The sequence below is a fragment of the Bradyrhizobium sp. Bra64 genome (assembly GCF_024519875.1).
Taxonomy (GTDB): Bacteria; Pseudomonadota; Alphaproteobacteria; order Rhizobiales; family Xanthobacteraceae; genus Bradyrhizobium; species Bradyrhizobium japonicum_G.
Genome location: NZ_JALJRD010000002.1, coordinates 685,232 through 705,832 on the forward strand (window position 1 = coordinate 685,232; position 20,601 = coordinate 705,832).

At 64.1% G+C, this 20,601-nt stretch carries 19 protein-coding genes; 7 read left to right on the top strand and 12 right to left on the bottom strand.

The window, feature by feature from the left end; genetic code table 11:
- Window positions 1-18: 18 nt before the first annotated feature.
- The 6 genes from NR187_RS10680 to NR187_RS10705 all read right to left on the bottom strand — a co-directional run bounded on the left by NR187_RS10680 (window position 19) and on the right by NR187_RS10705 (window position 5,132).
- Window positions 19-789 carry an alpha/beta fold hydrolase gene (locus NR187_RS10680; RefSeq protein ID WP_256806422.1) on the bottom strand — a complete coding sequence of 257 codons (771 nt, stop codon included), beginning with the start codon at window positions 787-789 and terminating at the stop codon, window positions 19-21.
- A gap of 199 nt (window positions 790-988) precedes the next feature.
- The gene (locus tag NR187_RS10685) at window positions 989-2,275 is read right to left on the bottom strand and encodes a DUF445 domain-containing protein (RefSeq protein ID WP_211382741.1); all 1,287 of its coding nucleotides are present in this window, start codon (window positions 2,273-2,275) and stop codon (window positions 989-991) included.
- 158 nt (window positions 2,276-2,433) lie between these two features.
- A complete protein-coding gene (locus NR187_RS10690; protein ID WP_211382740.1) occupies window positions 2,434-2,889 on the bottom strand; it encodes a phasin in 456 nt (151 codons plus the stop codon).
- A gap of 190 nt (window positions 2,890-3,079) precedes the next feature.
- A complete protein-coding gene (locus NR187_RS10695) occupies window positions 3,080-3,673 on the bottom strand; it encodes a GNAT family N-acetyltransferase (RefSeq protein WP_211382739.1) in 594 nt (197 codons plus the stop codon).
- A complete protein-coding gene (locus NR187_RS10700) occupies window positions 3,670-4,752 on the bottom strand; it encodes an alpha/beta hydrolase (RefSeq protein ID WP_211382738.1) in 1,083 nt (360 codons plus the stop codon). Before NR187_RS10700 ends, NR187_RS10695 begins: the two co-directional genes overlap by 4 nt.
- Complete coding sequence (locus NR187_RS10705) at window positions 4,749-5,132, bottom strand: hypothetical protein (protein ID WP_256806423.1); 384 nt, start codon at window positions 5,130-5,132, stop codon at window positions 4,749-4,751. Before NR187_RS10705 ends, NR187_RS10700 begins: the two co-directional genes overlap by 4 nt.
- 166 nt (window positions 5,133-5,298) lie before the next feature.
- Between NR187_RS10705 and NR187_RS10710 the strand changes: the two genes are divergently transcribed.
- Window positions 5,299-6,213, top strand: a complete 915-nt coding sequence (locus tag NR187_RS10710) for an alpha/beta fold hydrolase (protein ID WP_211382736.1) — start codon at window positions 5,299-5,301, stop codon at window positions 6,211-6,213.
- Between the two features lie 125 nt (window positions 6,214-6,338).
- Window positions 6,339-6,803, top strand: a complete 465-nt coding sequence (locus tag NR187_RS10715) for a nuclear transport factor 2 family protein (protein WP_211382735.1) — start codon at window positions 6,339-6,341, stop codon at window positions 6,801-6,803.
- Between the two features lie 29 nt (window positions 6,804-6,832).
- On the opposite strand, the gene NR187_RS10720 is transcribed toward NR187_RS10715, so the two are convergent.
- The 6 genes from NR187_RS10720 to NR187_RS10745 form a co-directional block, all read right to left on the bottom strand.
- Window positions 6,833-7,507 (bottom strand): spermidine synthase, encoded by a 675-nt coding sequence (locus NR187_RS10720; RefSeq protein WP_256806424.1) that lies wholly within the window; start codon window positions 7,505-7,507, stop codon window positions 6,833-6,835.
- 30 nt (window positions 7,508-7,537) lie between these two features.
- The gene (locus NR187_RS10725; RefSeq protein ID WP_256806425.1) at window positions 7,538-10,771 is read right to left on the bottom strand and encodes a bifunctional cytochrome P450/NADPH--P450 reductase; all 3,234 of its coding nucleotides are present in this window, start codon (window positions 10,769-10,771) and stop codon (window positions 7,538-7,540) included.
- A 129-nt stretch (window positions 10,772-10,900) separates the two neighbouring features.
- Window positions 10,901-11,896, bottom strand: coding sequence for an alpha/beta fold hydrolase (locus tag NR187_RS10730; protein WP_211383528.1), 996 nt, complete (start codon window positions 11,894-11,896; stop codon window positions 10,901-10,903).
- Window positions 11,897-11,906: 10 nt separating this feature from the next.
- Entirely contained in the window at window positions 11,907-13,457 is a 1,551-nt protein-coding gene (locus tag NR187_RS10735) for a wax ester/triacylglycerol synthase family O-acyltransferase (protein ID WP_256806426.1), read from the bottom strand.
- A 46-nt stretch (window positions 13,458-13,503) separates the two neighbouring features.
- The gene (locus tag NR187_RS10740; RefSeq protein WP_256806428.1) at window positions 13,504-14,304 is read right to left on the bottom strand and encodes a triacylglycerol lipase; all 801 of its coding nucleotides are present in this window, start codon (window positions 14,302-14,304) and stop codon (window positions 13,504-13,506) included.
- On the bottom strand, window positions 14,304-14,561 hold the full coding sequence (locus NR187_RS10745; RefSeq protein WP_211382730.1) for a DUF6489 family protein: 258 nt from the start codon (window positions 14,559-14,561) through the stop codon (window positions 14,304-14,306). Before NR187_RS10745 ends, NR187_RS10740 begins: the two co-directional genes overlap by 1 nt.
- A gap of 385 nt (window positions 14,562-14,946) precedes the next feature.
- On the opposite strand from NR187_RS10745, the gene NR187_RS10750 reads away from it, so the two are divergent.
- The 5 genes from NR187_RS10750 (at window position 14,947) to NR187_RS10770 (ending at window position 20,596) form a co-directional block, all read left to right on the top strand.
- Window positions 14,947-16,542: an ABC transporter substrate-binding protein gene (locus NR187_RS10750; protein ID WP_211382729.1), complete on the top strand. Its 1,596-nt coding sequence runs from the start codon at window positions 14,947-14,949 to the stop codon at window positions 16,540-16,542.
- Window positions 16,543-16,647: 105 nt separating this feature from the next.
- The gene (locus NR187_RS10755; protein ID WP_211382728.1) at window positions 16,648-17,628 is read left to right on the top strand and encodes an ABC transporter permease; all 981 of its coding nucleotides are present in this window, start codon (window positions 16,648-16,650) and stop codon (window positions 17,626-17,628) included.
- Between the two features lie 10 nt (window positions 17,629-17,638).
- Window positions 17,639-18,610: an ABC transporter permease gene (locus NR187_RS10760; RefSeq protein WP_211382727.1), complete on the top strand. Its 972-nt coding sequence runs from the start codon at window positions 17,639-17,641 to the stop codon at window positions 18,608-18,610.
- A gap of 13 nt (window positions 18,611-18,623) precedes the next feature.
- Complete coding sequence (locus NR187_RS10765; RefSeq protein WP_211382726.1) at window positions 18,624-19,610, top strand: ABC transporter ATP-binding protein; 987 nt, start codon at window positions 18,624-18,626, stop codon at window positions 19,608-19,610.
- Window positions 19,607-20,596 (top strand): ABC transporter ATP-binding protein, encoded by a 990-nt coding sequence (locus NR187_RS10770; protein WP_211382725.1) that lies wholly within the window; start codon window positions 19,607-19,609, stop codon window positions 20,594-20,596. Before NR187_RS10765 ends, NR187_RS10770 begins: the two co-directional genes overlap by 4 nt.
- Window positions 20,597-20,601 lie beyond the last annotated feature (5 nt).

Below are 20,601 nucleotides of genomic sequence, written 5' to 3' on the forward strand. Positions count from 1 at the left end.
GCGAGGTGAGGACGTGCACTACCGATGCGGGTCGGGATAGGCCAGGCTGCGCCAGCCGCTGCGGTCGAAGGGCCGCCACTGGCCTTCCTTCTGCGCGAGGCGATCGGCGACCGCATAGACCGCGGCCGGATGATGACCCATGCCGCAATGGCTGCTCTCGATCTCGATGCTCTCGGTCTGCGCGCCCGCCTTCTCCATGCAGCCCTGCCAGGCGCAGACGCCATCGGTGCGGCTGAAGATCGCGGTGGTCGGCACCGGCGGCGGCACGGCGAGCTCGCCGCCGAACTGCGGATCGACCTCGTCGGACTTCCGCCCGCTCGCCCATTCATAGACGCGCCAGGCATTGGTGGAATGGGGATTGCCCGCAAACGGGCTGCCGAGCGTGATCACCTGGCGCACGCGCTCCGGCATCATCTTGGCGAGCTGGCGCGCGTAGAGGCCGCCGAGGCTCCAGCCCACCAGACTGATCTTGCGGCCATGGGTATCGCTGAGCTCCTGGACCAGATCGACCATCGCGTGCTGCACGCCCTCGCGCAGGCCATAGTTGCGGCCCTGGCGCCAGCCGCTCACCGCATAGCCCTTGCCCGCCAGAAACGTGCGCAGTGCGCGTGTGGACGTGTCGGAGGCCACAAGGCCCGGCAGCACCAGCACCGGATGCCCATCGCCGCGCGACGCAAGGCTCAGCAGCGGCAGTGAGCCGAGGAATGCACCGAACTCGTGGATCGCGCGCCCTTCCAGGAACATCAGAGTACGGGACGGCGGACGCAGCGTCTGGGCAGTAGCGGTCATCAATGGTCCCTCGGAAGAATTGCTGAAAAGGTCACCGGCTGCGATGCCGGCAAATGGGTTGAATTCCAACACGCCGGCTTCTCGAACGTTCCGCAGCGCAACATGAATCAGCTAGGGCGCCGGTTCCCGACATTCAAGCGGGTGAAGCCAAAGGCCACAATAGGCCGGCGCGTGAATGCCAACGTGCGTGACGCAAAAGTCACAACAATCGAAGCAGGAATTCTACGGAGTAGAGCGCAAGACCAGCGAGCCCGCCGATCAGCGAACCGTTGAAGCGGATGTATTGCAGGTCGCGGCCAATGTTGATCTCGATCAGCGAAATCAGCTGCGCCATGTCCCACGCCTTGACCTGGTCGGAGATGAAGGTCGAGACGCCACTCTTCTGGTCCGCGACGAAACTGCGCAGCACCGCCACCAGGCCCTTGTTGATCTCGCCGCGCAGCTCGGCATCGCCGGCGAGCGCTTCGCCGGCGGCGACGAACATGCCGGCGAGATGATGCTGCAATACCTGCGTCTCGCCGCTCGCGCTTCGCTCGATGAAGGACCGCGTGTTGGCCCAGACCGTGCGGGCGAGATCGGCAAGCTCGGGCCGTGCGAGCAGGTCGCGCTTCAAGCCGTCGATGCGTTCGACATAGGCCTGGTCGGTGCCGAGCCGGTCGACGAAGCTCAGCACCATACGGTCGAACTCACTCCGGAACGGATGTTTGGGATCGCTGCGCACCTCATTGAAGAAGGCGGTCGCCGACGCAACGATCTTGTTCACCAGAAACTTGTCGGCACGATAGAGCCTGAGCAGGGTCGGCAACTCCGCGCGCACCTTGTCGCGGATTATCGCCATCGTCTCCTTCTGGTTCAGCGTCTCGTGCATCACGCGCAGGAGATCGTCGAACAGGATCTGGTGCCGCCCCTCCGCAACAAAGCCGCGCAACGTGCCGGCCGCGAGCGGCGCCAGGTCGATCGCCTGGAGCTGCGAGGACATGCGGCGGATGATGAAGGTCATCAGGCCGGAGGTCTCGGTCGCGGAGAAGGCCTCGGGCAGCAGGCGCAACGCAAAGCGCGCCAGGTCGTCACTGCGCTTGCGATCGCGCAGCCAGTCCGCAACGAACGAGCCGAAGTCGATCTCCTGCAGCTTGGCCTCGACGGGACCGGCCTCGAGGAAATGCACCTGGATGAATTCGCCGAGCTTGTCGGCGATGCGGGCCTGGTTGCTCTGGATGATCGCGGTGTGCGGGATCGGCAGGCCAAGCGGACGCTTGAACAGCGCGACCACGGCATACCAGTCGGCGAGCCCGCCAATGGTCGCAGCTTCCGCGAAGGCGGCGATGAAGCCGAATACGGGATGCACGGGGAGAAGCCATTTCGCGACGACGAACAGCAGAAGCGTCGAGGCCAGCACCAGCGTAGCCAGCGCCTTCACTCGGCGCAGTTCGGCCGCGCGTTCGGCATCGCCGGGGGAGTCGAAGGAGAAGCTGCCCGATGGAGTCATGACTGCATCACAGTACCCGTCATTGCAGGCGAAGCGAAGCAATCCAGAATCGTTCCGCAGAAAGAGTCCGGATGGCTTCGCTTCGTTTGCAATGACGGCAAGGCAAAAAACAAGGCCCGCCGAAGCGGGCCTCAAATTCAGTTTCTCGTCCAGACAGATCAGGCGGTCTTGTTGTAGACCTTGGCAAAATTGTCCTGAGCGGACTTCGCACCGTTGGTGGCGAGCTTGCCGAGATAGTCGGTGGTCGCCTTGGCGCGCGAGACGAAGGCTTCGCCGCGTGCACGGAGCAGGCTGGACTGGATCTCGACGGCTTCGCTGAACGACTTGGCGGACGCCAGCTTGTCGATGCCCGAGAAGAACGCCTCGGCGTCCTCAAAGATCGCCTGCTGGATGTTGCGGCTGATCTTGCCGGCTTCAGTGACGGACTCGGTCACCGCGTTCTCGACGGCGGCGGTCACGCGCTCGGAGCCAGCGAACACTTCGGCAGCACGATCCTTGGCGGTGCTGGCGGACTTCTTGACGAATTCGCGGGCAGCCTCGGGAACTTCCAGGTTCTGGATGTTCTTGAAAGCGTCTTTGAAGCCCTCGAAAGCGGTGTTGGTTTCGGTGGTCATGGGGTTTTCTCCATCCTCATTGGTTGAGCTATGGGCTCACCCCGTCCTCATTGGCCCGGGGCACTGCTTATATGGCATAGTTAATTGTGCGATGCAATATTCATATTGCGCTGCGATATCACGAAATCGTGAATAGCCTTCAGGGTAGGCAATATGGTGCCTTCGTAGCCAGTCGGGCCCCGCTGGGAACCTAGTGCTGGACGGCGCCCGGAAGCCCATAGGCTTCCATCTGTGCCTGGACCTGCGCAATGTTGTGGCCGAGCACGACGATGTCGTGCGTCTTGCCGTCGACGTCCCGGACGTGGTCGCGCAGCAGCGCCTCGGCCTTGAAGCCGAGGCTTTCGAACACGGCAATCGCCGCCTGCTGGTCGACCGTCATCTGGACCGAGAGCTTTTCGAGGCCGGCGCCGAGCGCGAGCGCAAAGGTCTCCTGCGACAACGCCCGCCCCACCCCCTTCCCGCGCACGTCGAGCGAGACGACCATCCGGATCTCGCCGACATGGGGCGACCAGGAGTGAGGATCGCGCACCAGCGTGCCGCAGCCGACGACCTTGCCGTCCTTCACCGCGAGCAGGCTCGTGATCGCGCCGCGCTCGATCTCCTTGACCCAGGCCGAGAGCACTTTTGGCTCGCTGATGTTGCGAGGCAGGAAAAGGAGATCGTGGGTCGGCAGGCCCTTGCCGAAGGCGAGCACGGCGGCCTCGTCCGCGGGCGACATCAGGCGGATCTCGATATCTCCGGCATCGGTCTTGACGTGACGCGGATAGGAACGCTGCTCGCTCATGTCGATCTCTTCCCAAGCCAGGAATCCAGTTTCGGCCACAGCCGCTTCACCGCATTGGCGCCGGCGACGAGCGAGACGTGACCGCCCTTCAGCATCACCTCTTCCTTGTCCCCGGATCCGATCTTGGCGATCAGGTGCTTTGCGGCGTCATAGGGCACGATGTGGTCGTGCTCGGCGACCGCATGCAGGAACGGCACCTTGATGTTCGCGAGCTTCGCCGCGCGGCCGCCAACCGACATGGTGTCGTTGAACAGCTTGTTGTCCCACATCAGGTCCTTGGTGATCGTACGAAAATATTCGCCAGCCAGCGGCAGCGTGTCGGTCGCCCAGCGGTCGAACATCCGGTAGGATTTGACGAACTCGTCGTTCCAGATGTTTTCCCAGAGCTGGATCTGGCTCACCGCGCGCGAGGCCGGGCGCAGCATCTCGAACGACGACAGGATCATCTCCGGCGGCACGTTGCCGACGCTGTCGACGAGGCGGTCGACGTCGAAATAACGGCGGTCGGAGAAATTCGAGAACAGCTTCATCTCGCGGAAGTCGATCGGCGTGGTGAAGCAGATCAAATTCTTCATCGGCCCGTCCATGAAGATCGAGCCGTAGAGCAACGACAGCACGCCACCGAAGCAGTAACCGATCACGGAGACGTCCTGCTCGCCGGAATCCTGCTGCACGCGGCGGACGCAGTCCGGGATGAAGTCGAGGACATAGTCTTCCATCCGCAGGCTCTTTTCCTCCGGCCGCGGCGCGCTCCAGTCCAGCATGTAGACGTCGTAGCCGCGCTTCAAGAGGAACTCGATGAAGCTCTGGCCCGGCACGAGGTCGAGAATGTAGCCGCGGTTGGTGGTCGCCATCACGATCAGCACCGGCACGCGGTAGATCTCGTCCGACATCGGCCGGTAGTGATAGAGGCTCATCGTGCCGCGCGAATGCAGCACGTCCTTCGGCGTCGAGCCGAGGGTGGGCCCGGAGGTCGAAAAATATTCGACGCCCTTGATGCTGCGCTGGATCGCGCGCTGCACCTCGGACTGGATGCGCTCCGGGATCGACGCCAAATCAAGTCCCGCCGGCGCGTTCATGTCTGCCCTCCGTTTTCCGAGGGCGGACGCTTCGTCCGCGGCGGCTTCGGCGCCCCGTCGAGGCATTGCGAGATGCCGGAACTCGCCGCCATCTGGCTCAGCATCGACTTCATCTCGCCGACCTGGGCTTCGATGGATTGCAGCCGTTCCGCAAGGGCCGTGACCTGCTCCCGGCTCGGCAGGTTCATCGAGACCAGATACTTCTCCATGAGCTCGCCAAGCTGCTTCTGAGCACCTGCAGCAACGCCGCCGGCCCGGTTCATGGCTAGTGAAAACTCGGGCGACGACATGGCCTGGTTGGCGAAGGAGTTGAAGCCCTTCTCCATCTCGCCCATCATCTTCTGCCACATGGCGACCGGGTCGTTGGTCTTGTCGGTCATCGGCGTCCTCCTGAAATCGAGAGCTTCGACGCCCTTCTTTTTCCGTCATACCACACCGTTGCGAGGTGCCGGTCAACCGGCAAGCGGCGGCGCGGTGTCGCGCATGCTTCATTGCGGCGGGAAACCGTGCGATACACAATCGATCAAAAGCCGAGGGAACGCATCCGTGACCGCCCATCAGCCGCCCCAGACCGTCCGCGCCAATGGCATCGATATCTGCTACGAGATTTTCGGCAACGACAATGCCGAGCCGCTGCTGCTGATCATGGGGCTGGGCGCCCAGATGATCCACTGGGACGATGCGTTCTGCGAGCAGCTCGCCGCGCATGGCTTTCGCGTGATCCGCTTCGACAACCGCGACATCGGCAAGTCGAGCCACCTCACCGGCGGCAAGCGCCTGACGCCGCTCGAGCTATTGAAGCTGCGCTTCCTCAAGATTCCCGTCGCGGCAACCTACAAGCTGATCGACATGGCGAAAGACACGGTCGGGCTGATGGATGCACTTGGCATCAAGTCGGCGCATCTGGTCGGCGCCTCGATGGGCGGCATGATCGCGCAGGAGGTGACACTGTCGTTTCCCGAGCGCGTGCGCTCGCTGACCTCGATCATGTCGACGACGGGCAATCCGCGCGTGCCGCCGCCGACACGCGAGGCCGCCGCGATGCTGATGGCGCCGCCGCCGCGCAGCAAGGAGGAGTTCATCGTCCGCTACGGCCAGACCTGGAACATCTTGCGCGCCGGGTCCTTCCCGGAAGAGGAGGCGCTCGACCCCGGCCGTGCCGAACGCGTGTTCGCGCGCGGGCTCAATCCCGCCGGCGTCGGCCGGCAGCTCCGCGCGGTGCTCGCCTCCGGCAGCCGCAAGGAGCGGCTGCATGGCGTGAAGACGCCGACGCTGGTGATCCACGGCACGGTCGATCCCCTGGTCCATCCCGAAGGCGGCAAGGACACGGCAGCATCAATTCCCGGCGCAAAGCTGTTGATGATCGAAGGCATGGGCCACGCGCTGCCGATGCGCTTCTGGCCCGAGATCATCGGTGCCATCGACAAGCACGCGCATGGTGCGGCAGCGCAGGCGGCGTAGACCGGCGGAGGTCTCCTCGCGGTAACCATGTGAGCTTCCGGTTACTCTCTTAACGCAGGCCGGCACGAAAGCTATACAGGCCTCCCTCAATCGCAAGACAGAGGCCGCGGCCTCTCGGAGCTCACATGCGTCTCATCGTCCGGTCCGTCGCAATGATTGCGGCTTCCATTCTCATGCTGTCCCTCGGCAACGGCGCCGCGATCGCCGCCAGCGCGCAGGAAGAAGCCAACCGCGCCGCCGTGCTTGCCTTCTACGAGAAGGGCCTCAACCAGAAGGACGCCGATGCAGCCCTCGCCTATGTCGGCGACCGCTACGTCCAGCACAATCCGAACGCGGCCGACGGTCCGGACGGCTTCCGAAAGTTCATCGGCTTCCTGCGCGAGAAATTCCCGAACTCGCACAGCGAGATCAAGCGCAGCTTCGTGGATGGCGACTACGTCATCCTGCACGTTCACGCGGTTCGCGAACCCGGCACCAGGGGCAATGCGATTGTCGACATCTTCAAGCTGGAGAACGGCAAGATCGTGGAACACTGGGACGTCGTCCAGGCCGTCCCCGAAATTCCCGCCAACAGCAACACGATGTTCTGACGGATCGAACTGGGGACTGCGCAGGCGGCCTAGCTCTTTTTCGCCATCCAGATCACATGACGCGCGCCGCCACCCCTGCCGGTGGCGCGGATATTGACCTCGTTGACGTCGAAGCCGGCGCTTCCAAGCCGCTTGGCGAATGCAGGGTTGGGCCCAGAGGACCAGACAGCCAGCACCCCGCCCGGCCGCAGCGCGGTCTTCGCCGCCTTCAATCCGCTCGCACTATAGAGCGCGTCATTGCCCTTGCGGGTCAGTCCCTCCGGCCCATTGTCGACGTCGAGGAGAATCGCGTCGAAGGTCGAGCGTTGCGCCCGGATGATTTCACCGACGTCGGTCTCCCGGATGCTCACCCGGGGATCATCGAGGCTATCGCCAAAAACCTGCGCCATCGGGCCTCGCGCCCAGGCGACCACCGCCGGCACGAGCTCGGACACCACGATCTTCGCCTTGCCTCCCAGCACGGCGAGCGCCGCGCGCAGCGTAAAACCCATGCCGAGGCCGCCGATGAGAACGACAGGTTTTGCGACCATCTCGATCTGCTTCGCCGCAAGCGTCGCGAGTGCGGCTTCCGAGCCCGACAGTCGGTTGTTCATCAGCTCGTTGGTGCCGAGCTTGATGGAAAACTCCTTGCCGCGCCGCATCAGGCGGAGCTCCTCGTCGGAGCCGGGGATTTTCGCGGTATCGATCTTTTCCCAGGGAATCATGCGAGAGCTTTAGCACGGTCGGACCAACAATCACCCTCCCGCCCAGACGTCCAGCACATACCGGTTCGTCGCGCCCATCTCCTCGATCCAGCGCGCAGCCGCCACGGCGTCGCTGCCGCTCTTCTCGCGGTGGATCGCGACGAGGGCCGCCTTCACGTCGGGCTCCATCCTGCTGCCGTCGCCGCAGACATAGACGATGGCGCCCTGCTCGATCAGCGGCCAGACCTTGTCCTTCTGCGCGGCGAGCACGTGCTGCACGTAGGTCTTTGGTCCATCTGCGCGCGAGAAGGCCGTGAACAGCTCGGTGACGCCATCGGCCGCGAACGCCTTCAGCTCGTCCGCGTAGAGAAAATCCCGATCAGGATGGCGGCAGCCGAAGAACAGCATGGCCGGGCCGAGCGTGGCGCCCTTCGCCTTGCGCGCGGCGCGCTCCTGGAGGAAGCCGCGGAACGGCGCCAGTCCCGTGCCCGGGCCGATCATGACGATCGGCACGGACGAATCATCCGGGAGCCGGAAGCCGGCCTTGGTCTCGCGCACGGTGGCGTAGATCGCATCGCCCGTGCGCCGGTTGGCGAGATAGCTCGAGCAGATGCCCTTGTAAGTGCCGCGCCCGGAGGCGGCCGGCCCCTCGACCACGCCGACGGTGACGCTGCAACGTAACGCGTCGACCGACGGAGAGGACGAGATCGAGTAGTAGCGCGGCGCCAGCAGCGAGAGCATCTCCAGATAGACGTGGAACGGCAATTCGCAGGCCGGGTATTCGAGCAGCAGGTCGAACACCGATTTGCGTCTCGCCAGAATCTCGGTTCGGTAGCGCTCGGCCGCCTCTGCTTCCTCACCGACGAAGGCCAGCAGCTTCGGCTTGGTGACCGGACAGCGGGTGTGCTCGGCCATGATCTGGATCTGCTTTCGTGTCGCCACCTGCTGCAGCTCGACGAACTCGCTGAGCAGGCGGCCGACCGACACGGCATCGCCGACCGGCAATTGCGCACGGCGGCCCTCAGTGACGCGAAGCCTGATCTGGTCTGCCGGCAGGAAGCCGAAGCGGCGGGCGACCGAATCCACCAGTGTCGGGTCATTGCGCGGAACGACACTCAAATGATCGCCGACGCGGTAGGTGATGTTGGACGGCAGCTGCACCTCGATGTGACGCGTCGAACGCTCGGACGGATTGGACCCACCTCTGTTCTGCAGCTCGTCATTGACCAGCACCTTCATCGCCACCGCGCCGCCCTGGGCTACGATGGTGTTGACCGCGGTCACCGCCACCGGCTCGATCGCGTAGAGCGGATCGTCCTCGGCGGTGCGGGTGAAATTCCAGTCGATGCCGAATTCCCTGGTCGCGACCTGCGCGGCCGCCGGGAACCATTTCTGGAACTGGCCATCGAGATCGCTGCGCGCATCGCCTTCGCCGCGAGGATAGACTGCGCGCGCGCCATGCGCCGACAATTGCTCGTCGATGAAACGCGGCACCGATTGATAGGTCGCCGCCCAGTCGCTGTTGCCGCAGCCGAACACGGCATAGCGCACATTGGCGAAGGCATCCTTTGGCAGATCGTCGCCGAGCCATTTGACGAACTGCGTCGCATTGTCCGGCGGCGCGCCGTTATAGGAGGCGCAGATGATCAGCACGCCGCCCTCCTGCGGCAGCTTGCCGACGTAATCGTCGAGCGGGCCGAGTTGCACGGCAAAGCCGTTGATCTCGGCAAGGTCGGCCATCCGCGTCGCGAGTTCCTCGGCGGTGCCGAGGTTGGAGCCGTAAAGCACCAGCATCGGCGTGTTGTGGCCGGGACGCGCGGTCGGCTGACGCGGCGCCTTCGGCGCCGAAGCCGCCGCTACGGGCCCGCCATAGGCGCCGCGCTCGCGATCGGCGCGCGGACGCACCTTGATCTTGAAGCCCTCCGGCTTCATCGTCAGCGTTTCCTTCAGGTGCATCTGGTAGCGCTGGTGATCGATCAGCTTGAAGCGCTGGAGGATCATGCCGAGTGCGAGCGCGGCCTCGTGCATGGCGAAGCCACGGCCGATGCAGGCGCGCTGGCCGTTGCCGAACGGCTTCCAGGCATTGATCGGCCGCTTGGCTTCCGCCTCGCGGCTGAAATTCTCGGGGTCGAAGGCGTCGGGGTTCGGTCCCCAGACAGAGGGATCGCGATGCAACGCCGTCACCAGTATGGTGGTGAACGTGGCCTTCCGGAGCTTGTACTTGCCGCCGCCAATGGTCTCGTCGTTGAGCGGCGAGATACCGTAAGCGGGCGCCGGCGGCCACAGCCGCAGTGCCTCCTTCAGGATCTGCGTGATGTAGGTGAGCTGCGTCACCTGCTGGTAGGTCGGCTTCGCATTGACATCAGGGCCGAAGACGCGGTCGACCTCGTCATAGGCCTTCTTCAGGATGTCCGGGTGCTTGAGCAGCGCATAGAGGGTGCAGGACAGCAGGCCGCTGGTGGTCTCGTGGCCCGCGATCAGGAACGTGTTGATCTGGTAGCGGATGTTGACGTCGTCGAGCTGCTCGCCGCTCGAGCGGTCGACGCCGGTCATCATCGCGGCCAGCATGTCCTTCTTGTCGTCAATCGCTTCCGCGCTCTTGCGCCGCTCGGCGATGATCTCGTCGACCATCTTGTTCATGAAAGCGACGTCTTCGCCCAGCGTCTTGCGCCGCTTCTGCATCCAGATCTGCTCGAACGGCAGGCCGCGGGTCATCATGATGGTTTCGAGCGAGCGCACCAGCGACTCGACGAAGGGATGGTAGTCGCGCCGGTAGAACGAATTGAAGCGGTAGTCGAAGCCGCACAGGCCGATCGTGTCCAGCGTCAGCGCCGTCATGTCGTGGACCACGTCGATCTCGTCGTCGGCGTTGAGCCGTTCCCATTTGTTGACGAGCTGCTCGGCGATGTCGACCATGCTCGGATGATAGGACTGCATGGCGCGGTTGCCGAAGGGCTGGAGCAGGATATTGTGCGCCTTGCTCCAGTTCGGCTCCCGGGTGTCGGCCGTGAACAGTCCGTCGCCGCCCACCGCGCGCACGCGCCGCAGCGCGCCACGCACCGTCTTGTCGAACCGCTTCTCGTCGGAGAGCTCGTCGACGAGATCATGGCCGGAGACGACGACGATCGGCGAGCCCATCATGTCGAGCCAGAAGATCGGGCCCAGCTCCTTCGCAAGCCGCGTCAGGTGCTGCACGGGGGCGGCCGAGTCCAGCGACAGCATGTTGCCGACCACCGGCTTGGTCGGCGGCTGCGGGATCGGATCCAGACGGTTCTTGGATGACATCGAAATGTAGTCCCCCTGCCTCAATGTCGTCATCGCGAGCGAAGCGAAGCAATCCAGAAATATATCCGCGGAGCAGTCTGGATTGCTTCGGCGCTTCGCTCCTCGCAATGACGAGTTCGCAATGACGAATTAGCCGAACCGCCTTCTACGCCATTCGATCAGCCTGGCGCTGACCTCCTCAGGCTTCTCCTGCTGCGTCCAATGGCCGCTGTCGCGGACCAGGTACTTTTCCAGATCGGGAATGAATTTCTCCATGCCATCGGCGGACGACGGCGGCAGCACCGCATCATTCTCGGCCATGATCATCAACGACGGCACGCGCACCGTATGATCGAGCCCCTCGGAGCGCACCCAGTTGCGCGACATGTTGCGATACCAGTTGATGCCGCCGGTGAATCCGGTCCTGGTAAAGGCATCGACGAACACTTTCTTCTCCTCCGCCGACAGGATCGGCGTCCGGGGATCGTGCTTGGCATCATAGCCCGCGATCATTTGCGGGAATGCCAGGTTCAGCCGCGGCGAGGCACCGACACCAGCGACGACTTCCTCCGCCGGAGCATCTGCCGGGCGCGGCGCCGGCTTGCGCATGAAGGCGTCAAAGGTCTGCTCGACGCGGCTGCCAAAGATCCTGTCAGGCTCACGCGCCGGGTCCTGGAACTGCACGATGTACATCTTGTCGCCGAAGCGCGCGCGCAGGAGCTCGATCGGATCGGCCCAGGCGCGGTTGGTATGGGGCGTATTGATGCCGACCACGCCGGCGACCCGGTCGATGTGCCGCAGCGGCATCTGCCAGACGATGAAGCCGCCCCAGTCGTGACCGACAAAGATCGCCTTATCGATGTTGAGATGATCGAGCAGTCCGACGAGATCGCCTGTCAGATGTTCTATGTCATACGCCTCGACCGGCTCCGGCCGGTCGGTCGCGCCATAGCCGCGCTGGTCCGGCGCGATCACCCGGATGCCGGCCTCGCTCAGCGCCTTGATCTGGTGACGCCAGGAAAAGGCGAGCTCGGGCCAGCCATGGCACAGCACGATCGGCGGCTTGTCATCGGCCGGGCCCGCCTCGTAGTAGCCCATGCGGATTCCGTTCGTCTGCGCGAACTGGAGCGGCGGCATTTCGATCATCGACACATTCCTACTCCGCGGCGCCCTTGATGTCCGCCGCCGGCGGCGCATAGGCCGCCTCCAGCGCGGCGAATTCTTCCGGCAGCATATCGCACATCACCTGCACATGCGGAATGACGTTGGCGCCGACGATGAAGCCGAAATCGAGCTGATCGCGATAGCTCTGCACGGTGATGTTGAGCGCCTGCCCGTGCGTCGAGATCGACACCGGGAAGATGTGCAAGAGCTCGGCGCCGGCGGCATAGAGCGTCTGCCGCGGTCCCGGCACGTTGGACACCGTGATATTCGCCGCCGGCGGCAGCACGTCCGACAGGTCGGAGCGGCTGTAGAGCAGCGCCATGATCTGGACGATGATCGGCGCACCCAGCATCGAGATGTTGGAGACCTGCGGCATCAAGGCACGCAATGGATGCGACATTTCCTTGGACTTGGTCGATTGCGCGATGATGGCTTCCAGCCGCGCCTTGGGATCGTCGATGTTGGTCGCGATCGAGCAGATCATGCCGAACACCTGGTTGTTGGCTTCGGTGTTGCCCTCTTCGCGCAACGAAATCGGAACCGCCGCGGTCAGCGACTTCGCCGGCAGCGTGCCGTATTGCTGAAGGTAGCGCCGGACCACGCCGGAAGCGAGCGCGAGCACCACGTCGTTGAGCTTGCCGCCGGCCTGCTTGGCCAGCGCCTTGGATCGCGACAGCGAGATCGACACGCCGGCAAAACTGCGTTCGGACGAGATCGACTTGTTGAGCATGGTCGGCGGCGACACCATGCTGGCCAGGCTCTCGCGCGACTTCGGATCGGAAATCTTGCCGAGCACGTCGGAGACGCTCTTGACCATGGTCGGGATGTTGCCGGCAAAACGTACCGCGCTCTCGATCTGGTACATCGCGTTGTCGAACAGGATCGAGCCGATGTCGCTCTTGCCGGTGCGCGGCAGCTGGAGATTCTTGGCGGCCGCCGAGGCATCGAGCGGCTGGGTGAAGAGCTGCTGATAGGAATCGAGCAGGTTCGCGGCGATATCGCGCGGCTCCTGCCCGGGCTTGGCTCCTGCCGTCGGCGGATCGACCTTCCGGGGGATCGGCGAGATGTCGTAGATCATGTTGGTCAGCGCCGCGCCGGCGCCGCCGTCGATGGCGGCATGATGCATCTTGGAATAGAGGCCGACCTCGTTGTCCTTCATGCCCTCGAACACGTAGAACTCCCAGAGCGGGCGGGCGCGGTTCAGGAGCTTGGCGTGCATCCAGCCGACGATGCGCTCGAGCGTGGCGCGATCGTGCGGCGCCGGCAGGCTGGCGCGGAAGATGTGGCGGTCGATGTCGAACTGGTCGTCCTCGACCCAGGACGGATGATCGATGTCGAGCGGCGCCTTCTCCAGCCGCGCCCTCAGGATCGGCGCGATGTGCAGGCGCGAGACGATCATCGCCTTGAAGTCTTCGAAGAAGTCGCCCTTGTAGTCGTCGGGCAACCGAAAGATCGCCATGCTGCCGACATGCATCGGCATTTCCGGCGTTTCCAGATAAAGAAATGATGCGTCCAGCGACGACAGCTTCTTACCGTCGGCCATGGTTCCCTCCGCGAGTTTTGACGGGCGCCTTTCCCGGCGCTTCTCGTCAGGCCGATATTGCCTGTTCCGGCGGGGCATATGCAATGGCAAACGGCCCTGCCCGGTCAAATGGCCAGAACTCCCCCTCCGGTTGCGCCAGGCGGTCCGCCACCGCCCACAGCGCCGCAGGGTTCACCCCGAGCCCGATATGGCTCGCCAGGTGCACCTCGATGTTCTCGGCACGGTCGGAAGGACGCAGCAGGCAGGTCCGCCAGTTCACGACACCGTCGGCGCGCGAATAGATCGACGTCGCCGGCACCGGCAGATCGCCCGCGATCGCCGCGCGCAGTTCGGCAAAATCCTCCACCTGCTCTCCGGACAGCGCCTCGTAGAGCCGCGTCGCATTGGTCGCCCGAACATCGTTGGCAAAAGGGCTACCGAGCGTGATGACGTAACGGACCATCTCCGGCGCCTGGAGCGCGAGATCGCGCGCATAGACGCCGCCAAGGCTCCAACCGACCAGGCTGACCTTGCGTCCGCTCGCAGCGTGGATTTCGGCGAGACGGGCGCGGAGCGAATCCCGTATCCGTCCAAGCCCGCCGAAATTGCGGCCCATCCGCCAGGCATGTGCCCCATAACCGAGTTCGCTGAGATAACGCCGCATCGGCGCCATCGAGAGGTCGCTGGCGAGAAAGCCCGGCAGCGCCAGCACCGGATGGCCATCGCCTTTGGGCGCGCGCATCAGGACCGGCGACAGCAGCAGGCTGGCATTGAATTCGAAGAGCCCACGGGCCTCCGCGAGCAGCAAGCCAAGGCCCGGCGGCCGCAGCCGGTCTGAGGTCTGCGGCCCGTCCGGCCCGGACGGCATTACTTCTTCTTGTCGCCGCTGCGCGTGCCGCCGAGGCCGGCCATGGTGACGAACATGTCCTGAAACCGCTCGGCGATCTTGGGATCGAAGGTGAACCAGCTCTGGATCAGCGATTCCGGCGAGACCTTGTCGATATTGCTCAAGACCTGCTGCTGCAGTTTTTCCATGACGGCAACCTGCATCGGCGAGACATCCGGCAATCCGAAGAACTGGCGGGCCTCGAGGGGGGTGCAGTCGATTTCGATGTTAACTTTCATGTCCCCTCCGGTTGAGATTCGAGCGGCCTGGCACAGTATCGCCGCGACATGGCATGTGACGCAAGCGACCTGAGGCAGACGGACGGGCGCCGGACTTGGCTATCGGCGGATATGGTCAATCAAAACGCTTCGCCATGTACATGCCCGCCGGGCGCCTGCGGGGCGATTTCCCTCGTTATGCCGGGACCTCGCAGGTCGAAAGTCGAATGTCGCCCGTGCGCCTCTCGCCGCTAAATTGTCGGTCAGCATTGCTGCAAAGCGGTGCAACTTGGCGCGTTCCTTGCTGGAATGGCGCTTGCACGGGTCGAGAACTCTGGGCAACATGGATTGGGACGCCCGCCGAACAATCAAAAATCACGGCGCGGCAGAGTGGAGAGGGTCAAGAATGTCAGTCGGTCGAAGTCTGTTTGCGGCGACGCTCGCCGGTATGCTTGCGTTGGCGGTCTCGCCGGCGTCGAGCCAGACGCTACGTTATGCCAACCAGGGCGACCTGAAGTCGCTCGATCCCTATACGCTCAACGAGAGCACCACCCACGCCCATCTCGGTCACGCCTATGAAGGCCTCACCGCCCGCGACAAGGATCTAAAGATCATTCCGGCGCTGGCGGAGAGCTGGGAGACCCTGGAGCCGACCCGCTGGCGCTTCCATTTGCGGAAGGGCGTGAAGTTCCACAACGGCGACCCCTTCACGGCCGACGACGTGCTGTTCTCCGCCGATCGCGTCCGCAAGAAGGGGTCCAATATGCAGACCCGCCTTGCGCCCGACGTCAAGGTTGTCAAGGTCGACGACTACACCGTCGATTTCATCCTGCCCTCGCCCAATCCCATCCTGCATTCGGCATGGGACGTCTGGTACATCATGGACAAGAAATGGGCCGAGGAGAACAACGTCGTCGATCCGACGCCGGTGGCGGCGACCACGCCGAGCTACGCCTCGCTCCACGAGAACGGCACCGGTCCCTTCATCATCGAAAGCCATCAGCCCGGCGTGAAGACGGTGTTCAAGGCCAATCCCAACTACTGGGGCAAGGTCGAAGGCAACCTGAAAGAGATCATCTTCACTCCGATCGCCTCCGACGCCACCCGCGTCGCCGCGCTGCTCTCGGGCGAGGTCGACGTCATCGAGCCGGTGCCGGTCCAGGACATTTCCCGCGTCGATTCCAGCCCGAATGCCCATGTGCTGAAGGGGCCGGAGCTGCGCACCATCTTCATCGGCTTCGATCAGACTCGCGACGAGCTGCTCTACTCCAACATCAAGGGCAAGAACCCGTTCAAGGACGTCCGCGTCCGCGAGGCGTTCTACAAGGCGATCGACATCGAGCTGATCAAGACGCGCGTGATGCGCGGGCTGTCGACGCCGTCGGCACTGATGATCGCGCCGGAGCTGTACGCGCTGTCCAAGGAGTTCACGCGGCCGAAATTCGACCCCGATGGCGCCAAGAAGCTCCTGACCGAGGCCGGGTACCCGGATGGCTTCGAGGTCACGATGGATTGCCCGAACGATCGTTACGTCAACGACGCCGCGATCTGCCAGGCCGTCGTCGGCATGCTCGCCCGCATCGGCGTCAAGATCAACCTGCTGGCGCAGCCGAAGGCGCAGTACTTCGCCAAGGTGCTGAAGCAGGGCGGCTACCAGACCTCGTTCTACCTGCTGGGCTGGACTCCGAGCACGATGGACTCCCACAACGTGCTCTATGACATCATGGGCTGCCGCGACGATGCGAAATCCTCGCGGGGCGAGGCCAATCTCGGCGGCTATTGCAACAAGGAGTTCGACGCCATCACCGACAAGGTGCTGGTCGAGACCGACGCCGCCAAGCGCAACCAGCTGATCAAGCAAGCCTATGAGATCAGCATCAAGGACTGGGCCTACATCCCGCTACACCAGCAGGCGCTCGCCTGGGGCGTATCGAAGAAGGTGGACCTGCCGCAGCGCGCCGACAATCTGGTCATGTTCCGCGGGGCGACCAAGAAGGAATAGCGTCCGTTGATCACGAGGTCCCGGCGGCGTCAGGCTTCCGGGACCTTTCCTTTTTTCGGCTGACAGGCACGTTGGCCGTACGCACACCCAAGGATAGTGGAAGGCATGCTCGCTTTCACTCTTCGCCGCGCCCTTCAGGCCATCGGCGTCATGTTCGCCGTCGGCATCATCGCGTTCTCGATGTTCCGCTTCGCCGGCGACCCCGTGAACCAGATCGTCTCGATCGACACGTCGGCGGCCGAACGCGAAGCCGTGCGCAAGTCGCTCGGCCTTGACGATCCCGTGCCGGTGCAGTTCGTGCGCTATTTCGGCGACGCCGCGCAGTTCAAGTTCGGCGTCTCCTACCAATTCCGCCAGCCGGTCTCGACGCTGTTGATGGAGCGCATGCCCGCGACGCTCGAACTCGCGATCTGCGCGACCATATTCGCAATGGTGTTCGGCATCCTGATGGGCGTCTATTCGGCGCTCAAGCGCGACACCGCGCTCGCCAAATTATTCCAGGCGGTCTCGTTGATCGGCATCTCGCTGCCGACGTTCCTGATCGGCATCCTCCTGATCTATCTGTTCGCGGTGACATTGGGCTGGCTGCCCTCGTTCGGCCGAGGCGAGGTGGTCAAGCTCGGCTGGTGGACCACGGGCCTGCTCACGCTGTCGGGCCTGAAGGCGCTGATCATGCCCTCGATCACGCTTGGCCTGTTCCAGATGACCCTGATCATGCGACTGGTGCGCGCGGAGATGCTGGAAGTGCTGCGAACCGACTATATCCGCTTCGCGCGCGCCCGGGGGTTGACCACACGCGCCATCCATTTCGGCCACGCACTGAAGAACACGCTCATTCCCGTGATCACGGTAGCAGGCCTCCAGTTTGGCTCGGTTATTGCATTTTCGATCATCACCGAAACCGTGTTCCAGTGGCCGGGCATGGGACTTCTGTTCGTTCAGGCCGTGCAAAACGTCGATATCCCGATCATGGCCGCCTACCTGTTGATGGTCTCGCTGATTTTCGTCACCATCAATCTGGTGGTCGACATCCTGTACACCGTGGTCGATCCGCGCTTGCGCTCGACCGTCGGCCGCGCCACGTAAGGCAGCCTGCATGTCCGACGCAGTCGTCTCCAATTCCGACAAGCAGGGCGCGCCGCCGGCGCATGCCGCCCGCGGCTGGCTCAGCCGCGCGCTCGACAGCGACGTCTTCTATTCTTTCCGCCGCTCCAAGCTCACCATGGTTGCGGCCGCCATCACGGTCTTGTTCTTCCTGCTTGCGATCTTTGCCTCATGGCTTGCGGTACAGAACCCGTTCGATCCGGCGCAACTTCAGCTGATGAACTCGCGGATTTCACCACTATGGACAGCCGACGGCCAGAGCCCGTTCCTGCTCGGCACCGATGAGCAGGGCCGCGACGTATTCTCCGCCATCCTTTATGGCATGCGTATCTCGCTCGCCGTCGGCATGGCCGGCGTGATCTTCGCCGGTGCGCTCGGCATCGCGCTCGGCCTGATGGCCGGCTATTTCGGCGGCGCGGTCGACAGCGTGATCATGCGGATCGCCGACGTCCAACTCACCTTCCCCGCCATCCTGATCGCGCTGCTGGTCAATGGCATCGCGAAATCGATCCTCGGCAACCGGCTGGATGCCACCAGCATGCTGGTGGTGCTGGTGATCTCGATCGGCCTGAGTTTCTGGGTCGGGTACGCCCGGACCGTGCGCGGTTCCGTGATGGTCGAGAAGAACAAGGACTACGTGGCCGCTGCGCAGCTGATCGGCCTGCCTGCCCCCGTGATCATGCTGCGGCATGTGCTGCCGAACACAATGGGCCCGATCCTCGTCATCGCCACCATCAATCTCGCGCTCGCCATCATCACCGAGGCGACGCTGTCTTTCCTTGGCGTCGGCTTGCCCGACACCATGCCCTCGCTCGGCACGCTGATCCGCATCGGCAACAATTATCTGTTCGCTGGTGAATGGTGGATCGTCGCCTTCCCGGGGTTCGCGCTCGCCGCGCTGATCCTCTCCATCAACCTGCTCGGCGACTGGCTGCGCGACGCGCTCAACCCAAAACTTCGATGAGTGTGCGTCGCCCATGACCGAACCTGTTCTCTCCGTACGCAATCTCAAGGTGGAGTTCGCCTCCCGCCGCGGCACGCTGCGCGCCATCGACGACGTCTCCTTCGACATTGCCAAGGGCGAGGTGCTCGGCGTAGTCGGCGAATCCGGCGCCGGCAAATCCGTCACCGGCCTTTCGGTGATCGGCCTGATCGATCCGCCCGGCCGCATCGCCGGCGGCGAGATTCGTCTCGCAGGCCTGCGCATCGACAATCTGCCGCCGGAGGAGATCCGCCGTATTCGCGGCAAACGCATCGGCATGATCTTTCAGGATCCCCTCACCTCGCTCAATCCACTGTACCGGGTCGGCGACCAGATCGTGGAGACGATCAGAACGCATCTGAATCTCTCCGAGACAGCTGCACGCCGTCGTGCCATCGACCTGCTTGCCGAGGTCGGCATCCCAGCGCCGGAGAAACGCATCGACGGCTATCCCCACGAATTCTCCGGCGGCATGCGGCAGCGCGTGGTGATTGCGCTCGCGATCTGCGCCGAGCCGGAGTTGATCATCGCGGACGAGCCCACCACCGCGCTCGACGTCTCCGTGCAGGCGCAGATCATCTCGCTGATCAAGCGGCTCGGGCGCGACCACGGCACCGCGGTGATGCTGGTGACCCACGACATGGGCGTGATCGCCGAGACCTCCGACCGCGTGGCGGTGATGTATGCCGGCCGCGTCGCCGAGATCGGCCCCGTACAGGACGTCGTCAGGAATCCGCTGCACCCTTACGCCAAGGGCTTGATGGGCGCGATCCCGACGCTTGCCGGCGACGACAAGCGTCTCGTGCAAATTCCCGGCTCCATGCCGCGGCTGTCGGCGATCCCGCGGGGCTGCTCGTTCAATCCGCGCTGCGCATTCGTTTTCGATCGCTGCCGCGTGGAGAGGCCGGAGCCGCTGCCGCGCGGCACGCAATCCGTCGCCTGCCATCTCTATGACAGCGTGCCGGCGGAGAGCGCGGCATGAGCACTCCCTTCGTCCAGGCCACAAATCTGCGCCGCGTCTTCGACGTCTCAAAGCCCTGGCTCAACCGCGTGCTCGAGGGCGGCCATCTCGAATATCTCAAGGCCGTCGACGGCGTCACTTTCGACATCAGGAAGGGCGAGACTTTTGCGCTGGTCGGAGAATCCGGTTCGGGCAAGACCACGGTGGCGCGGATGGTCGTCGGCCTGCTGCCGCCGAGTTCCGGCAACGTCCTGATCGACGGCATCTCGATGACCGATCCGCGGCAGGCCCAAGCGCGGCGAAAGCTGCGCCGCCGCATCCAGATGATCTTCCAGGATCCCTATGCGAGCCTGAACCCGCGCTTCCGGGTCGATGCCATCATCTCCGAGCCGATCCGTGCCTTCGACCTGATCCAGGGCGAGCGCGACATCCAGGCCCGGGTCGGCGAGCTGCTCAGCCTCGTCGGTCTGCATCCCGACGACCGCTTGAAGTTCCCGCACGAATTCTCCGGCGGCCAGCGCCAGCGCATCGCGATTGCGCGGGCACTCGCCTCCGACGCCGAGTTCATCGTCTGCGACGAGCCGACCTCCGCGCTCGACGTCTCCGTGCAGGCGCAGATCCTGAACCTGATGCGCGACCTCCAGGACAAGCTCGGCCTGACCTACATGTTCATCAGCCATAACCTCGCCGTGGTCCGCCACATGGCGAGCCGGGTCGGCGTGATGTATCTCGGCCGCATTGTCGAGATCGCCGAGGGGCGTGAACTGTTCGCCCGTCCTCGCATGCCCTACACCAAGATGCTGCTGGGCGCCGTGCCCGATCTTGCGATGAGCGGTCGCCAGCGCATCCCGGTCAAGGGCGAGATCCCGAACCCGATCAATCCGCCGTCCGGCTGCGCCTTCAACCCGCGCTGTCCGCTGGCGTTCGATCTCTGCCGCAAGGAAGTCCCGGCACTGATCGACGGCATCGCCTGCCACGCCGTCAACACCGCGCCGGTGCCTGCGTGACGCGC

Excerpts from the sequence above, each read along its gene's own strand:
- NR187_RS10705 (WP_256806423.1), bottom strand. The coding sequence starts at position 5,132 with ATGACCGACAAGACCAACGACCCGGTCGCCATGTGGCAGAAGATGATG.
- NR187_RS10735 (WP_256806426.1), bottom strand. The coding sequence starts at position 13,457 with ATGGCCGACGGTAAGAAGCTGTCGTCGCTGGACGCATCATTTCTTTAT.
- NR187_RS10755 (WP_211382728.1), top strand. The coding sequence starts at position 16,648 with ATGCTCGCTTTCACTCTTCGCCGCGCCCTTCAGGCCATCGGCGTCATG.
- NR187_RS10750 (WP_211382729.1), top strand. The coding sequence starts at position 14,947 with ATGTCAGTCGGTCGAAGTCTGTTTGCGGCGACGCTCGCCGGTATGCTT.
- NR187_RS10720 (WP_256806424.1), bottom strand. The coding sequence starts at position 7,507 with ATGATTCCCTGGGAAAAGATCGATACCGCGAAAATCCCCGGCTCCGAC.
- NR187_RS10690 (WP_211382740.1), bottom strand. The coding sequence starts at position 2,889 with ATGACCACCGAAACCAACACCGCTTTCGAGGGCTTCAAAGACGCTTTC.
- NR187_RS10760 (WP_211382727.1), top strand. The coding sequence starts at position 17,639 with ATGTCCGACGCAGTCGTCTCCAATTCCGACAAGCAGGGCGCGCCGCCG.
- NR187_RS10745 (WP_211382730.1), bottom strand. The coding sequence starts at position 14,561 with ATGAAAGTTAACATCGAAATCGACTGCACCCCCCTCGAGGCCCGCCAG.
- NR187_RS10680 (WP_256806422.1), bottom strand. The coding sequence starts at position 789 with ATGACCGCTACTGCCCAGACGCTGCGTCCGCCGTCCCGTACTCTGATG.
- NR187_RS10685 (WP_211382741.1), bottom strand. The coding sequence starts at position 2,275 with ATGACTCCATCGGGCAGCTTCTCCTTCGACTCCCCCGGCGATGCCGAA.
- NR187_RS10725 (WP_256806425.1), bottom strand. The coding sequence starts at position 10,771 with ATGTCATCCAAGAACCGTCTGGATCCGATCCCGCAGCCGCCGACCAAG.
- NR187_RS10740 (WP_256806428.1), bottom strand. The coding sequence starts at position 14,304 with ATGCCGTCCGGGCCGGACGGGCCGCAGACCTCAGACCGGCTGCGGCCG.
- NR187_RS10770 (WP_211382725.1), top strand. The coding sequence starts at position 19,607 with ATGAGCACTCCCTTCGTCCAGGCCACAAATCTGCGCCGCGTCTTCGAC.
- NR187_RS10715 (WP_211382735.1), top strand. The coding sequence starts at position 6,339 with ATGCGTCTCATCGTCCGGTCCGTCGCAATGATTGCGGCTTCCATTCTC.
- NR187_RS10695 (WP_211382739.1), bottom strand. The coding sequence starts at position 3,673 with ATGAGCGAGCAGCGTTCCTATCCGCGTCACGTCAAGACCGATGCCGGA.
- NR187_RS10765 (WP_211382726.1), top strand. The coding sequence starts at position 18,624 with ATGACCGAACCTGTTCTCTCCGTACGCAATCTCAAGGTGGAGTTCGCC.
- NR187_RS10730 (WP_211383528.1), bottom strand. The coding sequence starts at position 11,896 with ATGATCGAAATGCCGCCGCTCCAGTTCGCGCAGACGAACGGAATCCGC.
- NR187_RS10700 (WP_211382738.1), bottom strand. The coding sequence starts at position 4,752 with ATGAACGCGCCGGCGGGACTTGATTTGGCGTCGATCCCGGAGCGCATC.